The sequence below is a fragment of the Micromonospora sp. C41 genome (genome assembly GCF_018070485.1).
In the GTDB taxonomy this organism is placed as follows: Bacteria; Actinomycetota; Actinomycetes; order Mycobacteriales; family Micromonosporaceae; genus Micromonospora; species Micromonospora chalcea.
Window position 1 is genome coordinate 237038 of the sequence record NZ_JAGPXP010000001.1, and the last position, 14597, is coordinate 251634.

General features: G+C 70.5%; 12 protein-coding genes. 3 read left to right on the forward strand and 9 right to left on the reverse strand.

Annotation, left to right across the window (positions count from 1 at the left end):
- Positions 1-9: 9 nt before the first annotated feature.
- Genes KBX43_RS00380 through KBX43_RS00405 form a run of 6 tightly spaced genes read right to left on the reverse strand, consistent with a single transcriptional unit; the run spans position 10 to position 7877 of the window.
- Positions 10-2121, reverse strand: coding sequence for an alpha-glucuronidase (locus KBX43_RS00380; RefSeq protein ID WP_166456154.1), 2112 nt, complete (start codon positions 2119-2121; stop codon positions 10-12).
- Positions 2118-2807 carry a hypothetical protein gene (locus KBX43_RS00385; protein ID WP_104112229.1) on the reverse strand — a complete coding sequence of 230 codons (690 nt, stop codon included), beginning with the start codon at positions 2805-2807 and terminating at the stop codon, positions 2118-2120. The genes KBX43_RS00380 and KBX43_RS00385 overlap by 4 nt, the downstream gene beginning before the upstream one ends.
- Entirely contained in the window at positions 2804-4330 is a 1527-nt protein-coding gene (locus tag KBX43_RS00390; protein ID WP_166456155.1) for a xylan 1,4-beta-xylosidase, read from the reverse strand. Before KBX43_RS00390 ends, KBX43_RS00385 begins: the two co-directional genes overlap by 4 nt.
- The gene (locus KBX43_RS00395) at positions 4327-5970 is read right to left on the reverse strand and encodes an extracellular solute-binding protein (protein WP_069088313.1); all 1644 of its coding nucleotides are present in this window, start codon (positions 5968-5970) and stop codon (positions 4327-4329) included. The genes KBX43_RS00390 and KBX43_RS00395 overlap by 4 nt, the downstream gene beginning before the upstream one ends.
- 42 nt (positions 5971-6012) lie before the next feature.
- Entirely contained in the window at positions 6013-6951 is a 939-nt protein-coding gene (locus KBX43_RS00400) for a carbohydrate ABC transporter permease (protein WP_233607833.1), read from the reverse strand.
- Positions 6948-7877: a sugar ABC transporter permease gene (locus tag KBX43_RS00405; protein WP_210882216.1), complete on the reverse strand. Its 930-nt coding sequence runs from the start codon at positions 7875-7877 to the stop codon at positions 6948-6950. Before KBX43_RS00405 ends, KBX43_RS00400 begins: the two co-directional genes overlap by 4 nt.
- 67 nt (positions 7878-7944) lie before the next feature.
- Between KBX43_RS00405 and KBX43_RS00410 the strand changes: the two genes are divergently transcribed.
- The gene (locus tag KBX43_RS00410; protein WP_210882218.1) at positions 7945-8970 is read left to right on the forward strand and encodes an acetylxylan esterase; all 1026 of its coding nucleotides are present in this window, start codon (positions 7945-7947) and stop codon (positions 8968-8970) included.
- A gap of 29 nt (positions 8971-8999) precedes the next feature.
- On the opposite strand, the gene KBX43_RS00415 is transcribed toward KBX43_RS00410, so the two are convergent.
- From KBX43_RS00415 to KBX43_RS00425, 3 genes are read right to left on the reverse strand one after another with little or no spacing between them, the layout of a single operon-like run.
- On the reverse strand, positions 9000-9965 hold the full coding sequence (locus KBX43_RS00415; RefSeq protein WP_210882220.1) for an ABC transporter permease subunit: 966 nt from the start codon (positions 9963-9965) through the stop codon (positions 9000-9002).
- Positions 9962-10861 carry an ABC transporter ATP-binding protein gene (locus tag KBX43_RS00420; protein WP_064445472.1) on the reverse strand — a complete coding sequence of 300 codons (900 nt, stop codon included), beginning with the start codon at positions 10859-10861 and terminating at the stop codon, positions 9962-9964. The genes KBX43_RS00415 and KBX43_RS00420 overlap by 4 nt, the downstream gene beginning before the upstream one ends.
- The gene (locus KBX43_RS00425) at positions 10858-11253 is read right to left on the reverse strand and encodes a GntR family transcriptional regulator (RefSeq protein ID WP_043322934.1); all 396 of its coding nucleotides are present in this window, start codon (positions 11251-11253) and stop codon (positions 10858-10860) included. The genes KBX43_RS00420 and KBX43_RS00425 overlap by 4 nt, the downstream gene beginning before the upstream one ends.
- 155 nt (positions 11254-11408) lie before the next feature.
- Between KBX43_RS00425 and KBX43_RS00430 the strand changes: the two genes are divergently transcribed.
- The gene (locus tag KBX43_RS00430; RefSeq protein WP_210882222.1) at positions 11409-12935 is read left to right on the forward strand and encodes an alpha-N-arabinofuranosidase; all 1527 of its coding nucleotides are present in this window, start codon (positions 11409-11411) and stop codon (positions 12933-12935) included.
- A 393-nt stretch (positions 12936-13328) separates the two neighbouring features.
- Positions 13329-14585 carry an ABC transporter substrate-binding protein gene (locus KBX43_RS00435; protein ID WP_043322939.1) on the forward strand — a complete coding sequence of 419 codons (1257 nt, stop codon included), beginning with the start codon at positions 13329-13331 and terminating at the stop codon, positions 14583-14585.
- The last annotated feature ends 12 nt before the right edge of the window (positions 14586-14597 follow it).

Below are 14597 nucleotides of genomic sequence, written 5' to 3' on the forward strand. Positions count from 1 at the left end.
CGCGCCGGCTCAGTGGATGCGGCGGCCGTGCGCGTCCGGGATCCCGGACTTGCGGAAGAAGTACGTGTTGATCTGGTCCCGCCACTCGACGGCGCTGCGGAGCTGTTCGTCGAGGCGCTCGGCGACCCGGTCGTGGACGGCCGGGTCGACCGCCCCGGCGACGAGCCGCCACCGTTCCCGCATCGCCATCACCTCCTCGACCCCGGCGAAGTGCGTGTCGTAGATGTGCTGGATCACGGTACGGCCGCTGTGCAGCACGTGCCGGTAGGGCACGTGATGGAAGAACAGCAGCAGTTCGTCGGGGCAGCGTTCGCGGGACTCGTACACCTCGGACCACGGCGGCGGGTACTGGCCGGTGAAGCCGGTCCCGGTCGCCCGGGTCCGGTCCACCCCGACGCCGTCGCGGTCGGCGAAGTGGTAGGTGCCCCACGGGGTGTACTCGTAGCCGTCCACGTCCGGGCCGTAGTGGTGGCCGGGCCGCACCATGAACCCGACGCCGAGCGGGGCGGTGTAGCGCTCGTAGGTGCGCCAGGAATCGTCCATGATCGCGTGCATCGTGCGCCGCAGCGCTTCCGGGTCGCCGGTGGTCACCGGCAGCCACGTCAGGTCGATCCACTCGTCGAGGATCGCGCCGGGATCCAGCAGCGGATCCCAGGCGAGCCGGCCGAAGGCGTACAGGTTCGCCTGGGCCAGCGGGTGCCCGGTCCAGAACGGGTCGTCGCCCACGTTGGACACGGCGACCAGGCCGCCACCGGCGCCCGCCCGTCCGGCCGCAATGTCGGCGATCGTGTCGCCGGCCGCGCCCCGGGGCCGGAACCGCAGCACCAGGCTCCACCAGGGGCCGAGGTAGCAGACGTGCCGCTGCTGGCCGGTGTACTCCTGCGTCGCCTGCACCTCCACCGCCAGCCGGGTAGCAGGCATCGCGGCGAGCACCGGGGACACCGGTTCGCGTGGCTGGAAGTCGATCGGGCCGAACTTCACCTGGACGATCACGTTGTCGGCGAATCGTCCGTCCAGCGGCGCGAAGTGGTCGTGGGCGGCCCGGGCCCGGTCGGTCGACCGGTCCCGCCAGTCCTGGTGGTGGTCGTAGACGAACGCCCGCCAGCGCACCACGCCGCCGTGCGGTGCGAGCGCCTCGGCGAGCAGGTTCGCGCCGTCGGCGTGGTCGCGCCCGTACGCGAAGGGGCCGGGCCGGCCCTCGGAGTCGGCCTTCACCAGGTAGCCGCCGAAGTCGGGGATCCGCTGGTAGACCCGCCGGGTGGCGGCGGCCCACCAGTCCCGTACGCGCTCGTCCAGCGGATCGGCGGTGGGCAGGCCGCCGAGGGCCACCGGGGCGGCGAAGGTCACCGCCAGATGCACCCGGATGCCGTACGCGCGGAACACCTCGGCGATCTCCGCGACGTCGCCGAGCCGGTCGGTCAGCAGCAGCGCCTCGGTGTCGTGCACGTTGACGTTGTTCACGCAGATCGCGTTGACGCCGCAGGCGGCGAGCAGGCGGGCGTAGTCGCGGAGCCGGGCGGGCTCGCGCCGGGTGGCGCCGTCGCGCCAGAACAGGGAGCCGCCGGCGTAGCCTCGCTCGACCTGGCCCGACACCGGGTGCACGGCCACGTTGTCCCAGTGGTCGAGCATCCGCCGGTCCAGTGCCGGCCGGTGCCGCCGCGCCGGAAGGTCGTCGTGGAAGGCCGCCGCGCCGAGCCGGACCACGTGGAACATCCCGTACAGCAGGCCGGCCGGCGCGTCGGCGAGGACCACTGTCACGCCGCTGGCCCGCGTCAGCAGGTACCCCTCGTCGCCGAGCGCGCCGTCGCCGGTGCCGTTCACCGCCGGTGTCGCGCCGAGCCGGACCGCCTCCGCCGCCGCGTTCGGCACCGGGCCGGCGCCGCGCAGGGCCAGCACCAGGTCGGCGTCGACAGGCCACGGTGGCCCGTGCCAGAGCCGTCCGCCGTAGCGGGCGCAGGCCCGGCTCACCTCGCCGAGGACGGTGTCGACCAGGAGCCCGTCGCCGTGCACCAGCACCGGCCGGGAACCGAGCTCACGGAACGCCGCAGTCGGTAGCCAGGCGGCATGCCAGGCCGACTCGCCGCTGTCGGCCGACAAGCGGCCGGTGACCGGGACGCTCACGCGGTGAACTCCGCCCGGATGTCGTCGATCATGGGAGCACCGATCCGCAGCAGCGCCAGCACCAGGAGCGCGGCGAGCAGGGCGAGCACCGCCTCGGAGAACACCGCGGTGACGCCGGCGGCGGCGACCAGCAGCGCGACGTTGCCGAACGTGACGCCGGGCTTGCGCGCCACGTAGTAGACGGCGAGCCGGAGCACGTCGCGGGTGCGGAAGGTGAACAGCGAGACGATCACCAGCGCGTTGACCCCGACCAGGATCACCCCCGCCCCGACCACGACGAGCGGCACGGCCCACCAGCCGGGGACGGCGGCGGCGGGCAGGTTCGCCAGGTTGAGCGCGATGACTGCGAGCCACAGCAGCGTGGGCGCCCAGACGCGCAGCACGCCCGCCAGGTTCTCCCGGTAGGCCCGGCGGAACGCGGCGGCGGGACGGAGATCGGTCAGGTCGGGGCGCTGGTGCCGCAGCGTGTGCAGCGCGGCCGAGACGGCCGGACCGACCGGCAGCGCGGCGGCGGCGACCAGCGGAAGGTTGCTGCTGTCGCGGTCGAGCAGCACGAGTACGGCCAGACCGGGCAGCGTGCTCACCAGGAGCAGCAGTTCGACCACGAGCAGGGTGTGGACCGTCGCGGCGGCCCGCGACAACGGCCCGTCGCCGAACTCCCGCAGCCCGCCGGTCGCGCCGGTCACCGTCGGTCCTCGTGCGGGTCGAGCAACCTGTCGTCCCACCACGGCGGCGTCTCGTCCACTACCGGGGTCAGCTCGGCGAGAGTCACCTCGTGCCGGGCGAGGTCGAGGTCGAGGTCCGCCCGCCCGCCCGCGACCGGCACTGCGCGATGGGTACGGGCCGGCTCGGCGGCCTCCCGCAACGCGTCGAGCTGCCGTGGCCGGGGTGAGTGCGGGCTGCCCATCTCCCGCCAGGCCGCGAAGGCGTTGCCGGCGTCCTCACTCACTGCCGAGCGGAGCAGGAACGCCGACGCGGTGCCCGGCGGGCCGATCGGAACGGACAGCGACAGGGTGTGCCGCTCGGGTACCGGCTCGCGGCCGGTGACGTCCACCGGGGCCCAGGCCAGGACCGCGACCCGGCCGTCGGGGTGCCGGGTGACGAGATGGTCCGGCCCGCGCGCGAGCACCTCGTCGCCGAGCCGGGCCATGAACGCGTACAGATGGTAGGTGGGCTTCTTGATCTGCCGGTGGGTGAGCAGGCCGAAGCCGCCGTGCAGCGGCGCGGTCGGCACCCCCTCCTCCTCGAACACGTCGCTGAAGGTCCAGTAGGAGAAGGAGTCGACCAGATCCCCGCCGCCGGCCAGCACCGGAGCGAGGTAGGCGGCGTGGAAGGCCGTGTCGTGGATCGGGTTGTCCGGCCGGTAGGAGGAGTTGAACTCGGTGATGTGCACCGGGTGGTCGGCCAGCGCGGTGCCGGCCAGGTGCCGGCGGGGCGCGGCGAACTGTTCCAGCAGCTCCGCGGCCGGAGCCAGGGTCTGCCGGGTGCCGAACGGCAGGTGCCGGGCCGGGCCGGAGGTGTAGGCGTGCCGGCTGACGAAGTCGACGGGCACGTCGCGGTCGGTGACGAACTCGGCGAACGGCTTCAGCCACTCGTCGGCGCCGGGGGACAGGGCCGGGCCGCCGACCTGCAGTGCCGCGTCGACGTCCTTGACGGCGTGCGCCGACACCTCGTACAGGCGGTGGTAGGCGTCCTGGTCGGCGCCCTGCCAGAACGCCGGCAGGTTGGGCTCGTTCCACACCTCGATCGGCCAGCCGCGCACCTCGTCGAGGCCGTACCTGTCGACCAGGTGGGCCACCGTGGCGCGCACCAGGTCACCCCATTCGGTGTACGACCGGGGCGGCGTCACGTTTCCCCGCCACCAGAACACGGTCTGGTCGCCGGAGGCGAGCGCCGAGGGCATGAACCCCAGCTCCACGAAGGGTCGGATGCCCAGCGCGAGGTAGGCGTCGACGACCTGGTCCACGTAGGTGAAGGCGTGCCGCACCCGGCGCTCGCCCCGGTATTCGTACGGGCGGTGCACGCCGACGCCGTCGCTGAGCAGCCCGTGGCCGCGGATGTGCCGGAAGCCGATGTCCTGCTGCACCAGCGCCAGCGAGTCCTGATAGTCACGTCGCAGAGCCAGGTCGAACCGGCCGGTGCCCACGCAGGTACGCCAGGCGTCGGTCAGCCGGCCGGCAGGCCGGTCGGGGACGAGGAGCCGCGTCATCCGTGGTTCTTGCGGTACCGGTCGTACGCCTTGTTGACCAGGTCGATGTAGGCCTGCGCGTTCTTGCCCTTCAGCTCCGAGACGTAGGCGTCCCACTCGCTCAGCGGCCGCTGGCCGAGGGCGAACTTCAGCGTGTTCTGGGTGACGTGGTCCTTCAGCGCGGTCGCCCACAGCGTCGTCTGCTCCCGCTCGGAGTCGCTGAGCGGCGCCGGTGGCGGAGTCACCCAGGGCGCGGCCTTGCGGGCGTTCATCTCCTTCTGGAACTCCAGTTCCTCGGGCGAGAAGAACGACTGCACCAGGTCGAGCTTGCCCCCGTAGGCGAAGACGCCGTTGTAGAAGCCGAAGTCCTTCTGCAGGTGCTTGGTGCCCTTGGGGTTGAGGCCGATGACGTTGACGTCCGGGGCGAGGGTGCGCTTGCCCGAGCCGTCCTTGGTGTACGTGGTTCCCTCGACGCCCCACTTGGCGAACTCCTGGCCGGCGTCGGAGTACCAAAGCCAGTCGACGAACTGCATCATGGCCACGAAGTTCTTGCCGTCGCGCGCCTTGCTGGAGATCATCACGCCGTTCTCCAGCCGGGTCGCCGGGTTGACCGCTCCGGCCGGCCCGACCGGGAAGAGGATCTTGCCGAGCCGGGCGTTCGGGTTGATCTTCGCGATGTCCGGGCGGTAGTCGTTCACCAGGGTCTGCGCGTTCGTGCTGATCACGAAGGACTTGCCGCTGGCGAGCTTCTGCCGGGCCTGGTCGTCGGTCTGGGTGAACGTCTCCGGGTCGAGCAGCCCCTCGGCGACCAGCTTGTGGAGATACTCCACCACCTGCCGGTAGCCGTCCGAGGCGCCGGTGAAGACGTACTTCCCGGCCCCGGAGTCCCAGCTCGTCGGCTGGTAGTTCCAGCCGGCGCCGGGCAGGCCGTGCGCGAGGGCCAGCATGTTCAGCAGGTTGCCGGCCGGGTTGGGCTTGCCGAACCGGTCGGAGAACGGGATGACGTCCGGGTGGGCCGCCTTCATCGCCTTGAGCATGGCGTACACCTCGTCCCAGGTGGTCGGGGACGGGATCTTCAGCTGCTCCAGCACGTCGGTGCGGACCGCGAGCGTGTAGTCCTGCCAGGGCTTCTCGTGCAGGCCGGGCAGCAGGTAGAACTTGCCGTCCTCCTGCCGGAGCGTGTCCATCTCCGGCTGGAGCTTCCACTTCTCGATCTTGTCCTTGAAGTGCGGCATCAGGTCGAGGTAGTCGCTGACCGGCAGGATCGCGCCGGAGGAGACGTACGAGTTCTCCTGCGGGTGGTAGGTCTTCGGGATGATCATCGGGGCGTCACCGGAGCCGACCAGCACGCTGCGTTTCTGCTCGTAGTCGCTCAGCGGCACGGCGACCGGGTCCAGCTTGACGTTCGTCCGCCCGGCCAGCTCGGTCCAGAACAGCCACTCCGGCTTGAGCGGGTAGTTCGGGTGGTTGTTGTAGAGGATCGAGAACGTGACCGGCTCGGTGGCCTTGAACTGGTCGCCGATGCCGTACTTGTCCATCGCGCCCGTACGGTTGCGGTCGAGGTCCTTCTTGTCCGGGGTGTCGTCGCCGCAACCCGCCAGGGCGACGACGGCGGCCGCGCCGCTGGCGAGCAGTACCTGGCGCCGGGACAGCTGGGCCATGGGTTCTTCCTTCCGGTGGTGGGGTGGTGGTGCGGGCGGCGGCTATCCCTTCACGGCGCCGAGCATGATTCCGGAGACGAAATAGCGCTGGATGAAGGGATAGACCGCGAGGATCGGCAGGATCGTCAGCACGATCGTCACGGACTGGATGGTGGCGGCGGACTGGACGACGTCGCCGGCGCTGCCGAGGCCGCCGCCGGTCTGCGTGGCGTCGGTCGCGCCCGCGATGAGGTTGCGCAGATAGACCGTCACCGGGAGCAGGTCCTGCCGGTCCATGTAGAGGAACGCGGCGAACCACGAGTTCCAGAACGAGACGGCGTAGAACAGCACCATCGTGGCGACCATCGCCTTCGACAGCGGCAGGACGATCCGCAGCAGCGTGCCGTACGTGTTCAGCCCGTCGACGGCGGCCGCCTCCTCCAGCTCGACCGGCAGGCTCTCGAAGAACGCCTTCATCACCAGCAGGTTGAACACGTTTATCGCGTTGGGCAGGGCGATCGCCCACACCGTGTTCTTCAGCCCGAGGCTGGTGACCAGGACGTAGTTGGGGATCAGGCCGCCGGTGAAGAACATGGTGAACACGGCGATCCCGACCAGCGCGGTCCGGCCCCGCAGGTGTTTCTTCGACAGCACGTAGGCATAGCAGGTGGTCAGCACGACGGAGACGAGCGTGGCGACCACCGTGTAGAAGACGGTGTTGCGGTAGCTGACCCAGAACGTCGGGTCCGACGTCACCACCCGGTACGCGGTCAGGTTGAACCCCCGCGGCACGAGGTTCACCTCGCCCGCGACGATGTACGCGTTGTCGCTGAGCGAGCGGGCCACGATGGTGAGGAACGGATACAGGGTCACCACCACGACGCCGGTCAGCACGAGGGCGTTCACCACCTGGAAGACCCGGTAGCCGCGGGTGGGCCGGGGGCCACGCGGCCGGGCCGCCGGTTTCCGTGTACGGGCCTGGGCGCGGGCCTGCGTGCTCACCACAGGCTCGTCCCCACCGTGCGCCGGGAGATCGCGTTCGCCGACAGCACCAGCGTCAGCCCGATCACGGACTCGAACAGGCCGATGGCGGCGGCGTAGCTGAGGTTCCCGGAGACGATGCCCACCCGGTACAGGTAGGTCGAGATCACGTCCGCCGTCGGGTAGGTGAGCGGGTTGTACAGCAGCAGGATCTTCTCGAAGCCGACGGCCATGAAGGTGCCGATGTTGAGGATCAGCAGCGTCACCATCGTCGGCCGGATCCCCGGCAGCGTCACGTGCCAGGTCTGCCGCCACCGGTTGGCGCCGTCGATGCGGGCCGCCTCGTACAGGTCGCCGTCGACGGTGGTGAGCGCGGCGAGGTAGAGGATGGTGCCCCAGCCGACGGTCTGCCAGACCTCGGAGGAGACGTAGATCGTCCGGAACCATCCGGCCTGCTGCATGAACGCGACCGGCTCGCCGCCCACGGCACGCACCATCTGGTTCACCGTGCCGTCCACCGACAGCAACTGGAGGACCATGGCGGCCACGATCACTATCGACAGGAAGTGCGGCAGGTAGGACACCGACTGGACGAACCGCTTGAGCGCGCGGTTGCGCACCTCGTTGAGCAGCAGCGCGAGCACGATCGGCAGCGGGAAGCAGAACACCAGCGTCAGCGCGCCCAGCACCAGCGTGTTTGTGAACACGCTCCAGAAGGTCGGGTCGGTGAAGAACAACCGGAAGTACCGCAGCCCGGTCCAGTACTCGCCGAAGATGCTGCCGCCCGGCTGGAAGCGCCGGAACGCGATCACGTTGCCGAGCATCGGCAGGTAGCGGAACGTCAGGAAGAACAGCAGCGGAAGGACTGCGAGCGAGTAGAGCTGCCAGTCCCGGCGCAGGGCCCGCCGCCAGGGCGTACGGCGACTGCGCGGGGTCGGGGCTGCCAAGCTCGTCCTCCCCCTGACCATCGGCCGGAACGTTTCCGGTAATACGTCGTAAGCCTTTCGGAAATTTATGGGTATCGTTATCTTCGTGTCAAGAGCGTCGATTGATATCTCCCTAGGCCAACTCCGCCGCTACACGCCGGCTGTCGTCGAGCCCGCCGACTTCGACCGGTTCTGGCGGGCCACCCTCACCGCCGCCGCGGCCAGCCCGGTGCTCGTCGACGTCCGCCCCGAACCCACCGACCTGCGGCTGCTCGACGTGTGGGACGTGACGTTCGCCGGGTTCGCCGGCGAACCGGTGCGGGCCTGGTACACCCGTCCCGCAGGCGTAGCCACACCGCTGCCGGCAGTGGTGGAGTACCCCGGCTACGGGCGCGGCCGGGGCCTGCCGGGGGAGCGGCTCACCTGGCCGGTGGCGGGCTACGCCCACCTGCTGGTGGACAACCGGGGACAGGCCGGCCTGTACAGCCGCGGTGACACCCCGGACCCGCACGACGCTCCCGGCGGGCCCAGCCCCGCCACGAGGGGAATCCTGTCCCCGGACGACTACCACTACCGCCGCCTGATCACCGACGCGGTCCGCGCGATCGACGCCGTCCGCGTACTGCCCGGGGTGGACCCGGCCCGCGTCGCCGCGGTGGGCAACAGCCAAGGTGGTGGACTCGCGCTCGCGGCGGCGGGCCTCGTCGACGGCCTCGCCGCGCTCCTGGTCACCGCCCCGTTCCTATGCGACATCCAGCGCGCCATCGAACTGACCGAGGCTTCCCCGTACGGCGAGATCGCCCGCTACCTCGCGGTGCACCGCGAGGCCGAGGAGCCGGTCCGGCGCACGCTGTCCTACGTCGACGGCGTCACCTTCGCCCGGCGCGCCACCGCACCGGCGCACTTCGGGATCGGTCTGCGCGACGAGGTCTGCCCACCGAGCACCGGCTTCGCCGCCTACAACCAGTACGCCGCTGCCGCATCGGCCACTCCGCTACGGGAGATGCACACGTACCCGTTCAACGGCCACGAGGGTGGGGAGGCCGTCCACGTCCGGCGGCAGCTGCGCTGGCTGGATGCGGTGATGCGTCCCGCCGGGACGGCAGCCGGCTGACGGACTCACCGGATGTCCGATGCAGGGCGCTAGATGACCCGGCGCCGTACCCGCCACACCACCACGCCGATCAGGATCGCCGCGACCGCGACGAACACCGCCGCCTCGATGAGCTGGAACGTCCAGAACCGGTCGGCCGGGTGGTAGACCCCGAACCGCTGGATGCCGCGTTCGTGCAGGAACTGGCTGAGGTTCGTGCCGGCCTGGTTGGCCGCGTCCTCCAGTTCGTAGTACTCCGTCGAGCTCAGCCTGCGCCCGGCGGCGTCCGCGTAGCCGCGTTCGATCACCCAGTCGGCGACGCCGGCTCCGGCCTGGCCCTTCGTGCCGCCGGCGGGGACCGGCTCCATGGTGGTGAGCGGCGTGGCGTACGCGGGACGGGCCAGCAGCGCCACCGACATTCGGGCGGCGAGGAACGCCCCGAACGCGACGCCGAACGCGGGCAGGCTGCGCCGCAGGATCGCCCCCGCGGCGGTGGCGACGCCGAACGCGAACAGCGCGTACGCCAGCGGAACGAGCCCTTCCAGGTCGAAGGCGTCGTACTGGAACCGCCCTTCCCAGGCGTCGAACGGCTGCCGGAACCAGGTGAGCACGGCGGTGAACATGCCGGTGAGCGCGACTGTGACGCCGGCCAGCGCGGCGAGCTTGGCCGCCAGCCAGCGCATCCGCGGCACGGCCTGGGTCCAGGCGAGCTGCCAGGTGCCGTCCTCCAGTTCGCGGGCGAGCAGCGGCGCGCCGAGGAACGCGCCGATGCCGACGGGCACCAGGTAGAAGGCCGCGAGGAGGTTCTCGACGTATCCGTACTCCTCGTCGAGCCGGCGGAAGGCGGCCGTGCACGTCTCGCCGGCGCCTGCTGTTCCCGCGCACCGGGCGGGGCCGCCGGGGAACAGGTCGTGGGCCTGCGTCCCGAGCACGAGCAGGGCGATGCCGAACACGCCGAGAAGCAGGCCGAGGACACAGACCTCGGTGCGGTGCTGGCGCCAGATCAACCACGTCATGCCGCCACCTCCGACGGGACCGCGGCGCCCGGCTCGGACGGCCGGCGCAGGTACGCCAGCACCAGGTCCTCCAGCCCGACCGGCTGGGCCTGCCAGCCCGGCGCGGCCGGGATGCCGCCGTCGCGTACCAGCAGGGTGGTGTGCCGGTCGCTGTGGACGGCGTCCACGACGGCGCCGGCCCGGTCGAGGTCGGTGGCCGTGCGCGGGCCGACGAGCAGCCGGTGCTCGGCGAGGAGGGTGTCGATGTCACCGGTGAGCGTGACCCGGCCGTGGTTGAGCACGACCAGGTGGTCGCAGACACGTTCCAGCTCGTGCACGACGTGGGAGGAGAACAGGACCGTCACCCCGCCGTCGGCCACCGCGCCCATGAGGACCTGCAGGAATTCGCGCCGGGCCAGCGGGTCGAGGCTGGCCACCGGCTCGTCGAGGACCAGCAGGTCCGGCCGTTTCGCCAGGGCCAGGGCCAACGCGACCTGGGCCTGCTGCCCGCCGGAGAGCGAGCCGGCCCGGCGGTCCAGCGGGATGCCCAGCTTCGCCAGCCGGCGCTCGGCCAGCCCTTGGTCGAAGCGGAGGTTGCAGGCCCGGCCGAAGCGGAGCATCTCGGCGACGGTGAAGCGCTTGTACAGCGGGTGGTCCTGGGCCAGGAACCCGATCCGGGACAGGGTCTGCGGGGTGCTGGCGGTGACGTCGTGGCCGAGGACCTCGACGGTGCCGGTGCTCGGCGCCAGCAGTCCGACGATCAGGCGCAGCAGCGTGGTCTTGCCCGCGCCGTTCGGCCCGACCAGGGCGATCACGCCGCCCGCCGGCAGGGTCAGGGTGCAGTCGCGCAGCGCCCAGCCCTTCCGGTACCGCTTGCCCACGCCGTCGGTGCGCAGCGCGATCTCGGTGTCTGTCACGCCACGTCCTCGTTTCTCGTCTGCTGGTGGACGGAGGTGAAGAGCGCGTCGACCGCCTGCTCGTCGAGGCCGGCCTCGTAGGCGCGGCGCAGCCACGTCGCCAGGCCGCGGCGCAGCGACGTGTACGTCGACGGCGACATCGCGGCCGACTGCTGCTCGGTGACGAACGTGCCCTGGCCGGGCCGGCCGGTGACCAGGTTCTCCTGCTCCATCTGCCGGTACGCCTTGGCCACGGTGTTCGGGTTGATGGCCAGGTCCTCGACCACCTCGCGGATGAGCGGGAGGCGGTCGCCGGGTTGGAGGAAGCCCAGCAGCACCGCCTGGCGGACCTGCTGGACGAGTTGCAGGTACGGCGGCACGCCGGAGTGGGTGTCGAGCCGGAAGACGAACACTGGTAGCCCTTCGCTGTTTTACTAGTACCGTAGTAAAGCCGCAGGTGGGCGGTCAAGAAGGGCGGGTTGGCCGCGGCTGGGGGATCGACATGATCGCCGATGGCTGTATCGTTGCCGACGCCGCATCCCGCAGGCCGCTTCCAGCAAGGACGACCATGACCGCCTCCACCGTCACCGCCGTCATTGACCTCGACCTGACCGGCCCCACCATCTCCCGCCACGTCTACGGCCACTTCGCGGAGCACCTGGGGCGCTGCGTCTACGGCGGCTTCTGGGTGGGGGAGGGCTCCGCGATCCCGAACGAGGGCGGGATCCGCCTCGACGTGGTGGAGGCGCTGCGCCGCATCGGCATCCCGAACCTGCGCTGGCCGGGCGGCTGCTTCGCCGACGACTACCACTGGCGCGACGGGATCGGCCCGCGCGAGCTGCGGCCCCGCATGGTCAACTCGCACTGGGGCGACGTGGTCGAGGACAACTCCTTCGGCACGCACGAGTTCATGGCGCTGTGCGAGCTGCTGGGCGCGGATCCGTACGTCTCCGGCAACGTCGGCTCGGGCAGCGTGCGGGAGATGTCCGAGTGGGTCGAGTACCTGACCCGCGGCGACGACTCTCCGATGGCCGCCCTGCGGCGGGAGAACGGGCGCGACGAGCCCTGGCGGGTCCCGTTCTGGGGACTGGGCAACGAGGCGTGGGGCTGCGGCGGCAACCTGCGCGTCGAGCAGTTCGCCTCGCTGGCCCGCCAGTACGCCACCTACGTCCGCGACCACGGCGACAACACCGTCTACCGGATCGCCGCGGGCGCGAACAGCGACGACTACCACTGGACCGAGACGTTGATGCGCTCCTTCGACGACCTCGCGGCACCGGACTCCCGCGCCTGGCCGTTCCAGGCCGTCTCGCTGCACTACTACACGATGACCCGGGGCTGGTCGTCGAAGGGCGCGGCGACCGGCTTCGACGAGGAGGAGTGGTACCTCGCGCTGCGGAACGCGACCCGGATCGAGGAGCTGGTGTCGCGCCACGAGGCGGTCATGGACCGCTGGGATCCGCAGCGCAAGGTCGGCCTCGTCGTGGACGAGTGGGGCACCTGGTGGGACGTGGAGCCGGGCACCAACCCCGGCTTCCTGTATCAGCAGAACACGCTGCGCGACGCGCTGGTGGCCGCGGTGCACCTCGACACGTTCCACCGCCACGCGGCGCGCGTCGTGATGGCGAACATCGCGCAGACCGTGAACGTGCTGCAGGCCATGATTCTCACCGACCCGGAGACGGGCGCGCTGGTGCTCACGCCCTCGTACCACGTGTTCGCGATGAACCGGGCCCACCACGACGCGGCGTCGCTCGCGGTGACCTTCAAGGGCGAGGTCCCGGTGCGCGAGGTGGCGGGGGATCACCTGGCGACGCTCTCGGCGTCCGCCTCGACGCGCGGCGACACGGCGCTGGTCTCGCTGTCGAACCTCGACGCGCGGCGTCCGGTGACCGTCGTCCTCGACCTGCGCGGACGGGACGTCACCGCCCACCGGGCCACGATCCTGACCGCCGACGCGCTCGACGCGCACAACACGCCGTCGACCACGGGCGTCGCGCCCCGCGAGCACGCCGGGGTCACGGACCACCCGCGTGGCCTGGAGGTCGAACTGCCGCCGCACGCGTACGTCACGGTGGCGCTCGACCTCGCCTGACCGCCGGACACACGGCTCCGCGCACGGCCGCGTGACGACAGCGGTCTGGTGACGCCTGCGTTCCTCTCCTCACTCCGGCGCCCGGGGCCAGGAAATCGCCAGTGACCTCGGTCGATCGAGTTCGCCCAGTGGCGCGCTGCTCGGTCCGATAATTTTCGGTGCTGTGTCGGTCGGAACGTCTGCCTCTTGCTCGGTGCTACCGCAGGCAGCGGGGTCGTTGACGGATGGCGGGGCACTTAGTAGCCTCAGCGCACACAATCCTGGCATGTAAATATCTCGATAAGTTTCGGAGACGACGACCTCGCCTGCGGTGCCCACCGCCGGAGGGACCGTCGCGCTGATTCGCCGCGGTCACCCGACCACCGCCGCGCACGATTACCGCATGGAGGGCCGTTGAAACGCGTCCGGAGCACCGTAGCCATCATCGCCACCGCCGCGCTCCTCCTCGGCGGATGTGGCGGATCAGACGGCGAATCCGACTCGAAGACCTTCGAGTTCTGGTCGTTTGCCAACATCAACCAGAAGGCCGACGTCGACGTCTACACCAAGGCGCACCCCGATGTGCGCATCAAGCTCACCGAGGTCGGCAGCACCACCGAGACCGCGCAGGCGCTCACCGCCGCGCTGGCCGGTGGCAAGGTGCCCGACCTGGTGCTCATCCAGGCCGACGACCTGCCGAAGTTCATGCAGTCGCCGGACAACTTCGTCGACCTCACCACGCTGGGCGCCGGCGACATCAAGGGGAACTACCTCGACTGGGTGATGTCGCAGGCGACGACCAAGGACAACAAGATCATCGGGGTACCGACCGACGTCGGCGGGCTGGCGGTCGCCTACCGTACCGATCTGTTCAAGGCAGCCGGCCTGCCCACCGACCGGGACGAGGTCGCCAAGCTCTGGCCGACGTGGGACGAGTTCATCAACGTCGGTAAGCAGTACGTCCAGAAGACCGGGAAACCGTTCGTGGACAACACGCCGACCAGCGTCTTCTTCCAGGCGGTCAACCAGGGCAGCCAGCGCTACTACAGCGCCGACCGCAAGCTCGACTACGACAACGAGCAGGTCAAGGCGGCGTTCGACGTGACGCTGAAGGCCTTCGAGGCGGGCATCTCCGCCAAGCAGGGGTCGTTCTCCTCCGGCTGGACCGCGGCCATGAAGAAGGGCGACTACGCGGTGGTGTGCTCACCGTCCTGGATGCTCAGCCAGATGAAGACGAACGCCCCCGAGACGAACGGCAAGTGGGACATCGCCACCATTCCCGGGGGTTCGGGGAACTGGGGCGGCAGCTTCCTCGCCATCCCCAAGCGCGCCAAGAACGCGAAAGCGGCGTGGAACTACATCTCCGAGATGCAGTCGCCGAAGGGCCAGCTCGAGCACTTCCTGATGCAGGGGTCGCTGCCCACCACGCCGTCGGTCTACACGGACCCGCAGCTGGTCGGAAAGACCGACCCGTTCTTCAGCAACGCGCCGATCGGCAAGATCTACACCCAGTCGGTGCTGGGGATCAAGCCCTTCTACTTCGGCCCGCAGGACGGCCCGATCGGCACCGAGTTCCTCAACACGCTCACCAGCGTCGAACAGGGCAAGGTGAGCCCGGCGAAGGCCTGGGACACCGCGCTGACAAACGTCAAGAACGCCGTACGCGAATGACCGAGGGCTGAC

Bases quoted from the DNA above. Each gene is read 5' to 3' on its own strand.
- KBX43_RS00415 (WP_210882220.1), bottom strand. From the start codon at position 9,965: ATGACGTGGTTGATCTGGCGCCAGCACCGCACCGAGGTCTGTGTCCTC.
- KBX43_RS00390 (WP_166456155.1), bottom strand. From the start codon at position 4,330: ATGACGCGGCTCCTCGTCCCCGACCGGCCTGCCGGCCGGCTGACCGAC.
- KBX43_RS00430 (WP_210882222.1), top strand. From the start codon at position 11,409: ATGACCGCCTCCACCGTCACCGCCGTCATTGACCTCGACCTGACCGGC.
- KBX43_RS00410 (WP_210882218.1), top strand. From the start codon at position 7,945: ATGGGTATCGTTATCTTCGTGTCAAGAGCGTCGATTGATATCTCCCTA.
- KBX43_RS00395 (WP_069088313.1), bottom strand. From the start codon at position 5,970: ATGGCCCAGCTGTCCCGGCGCCAGGTACTGCTCGCCAGCGGCGCGGCC.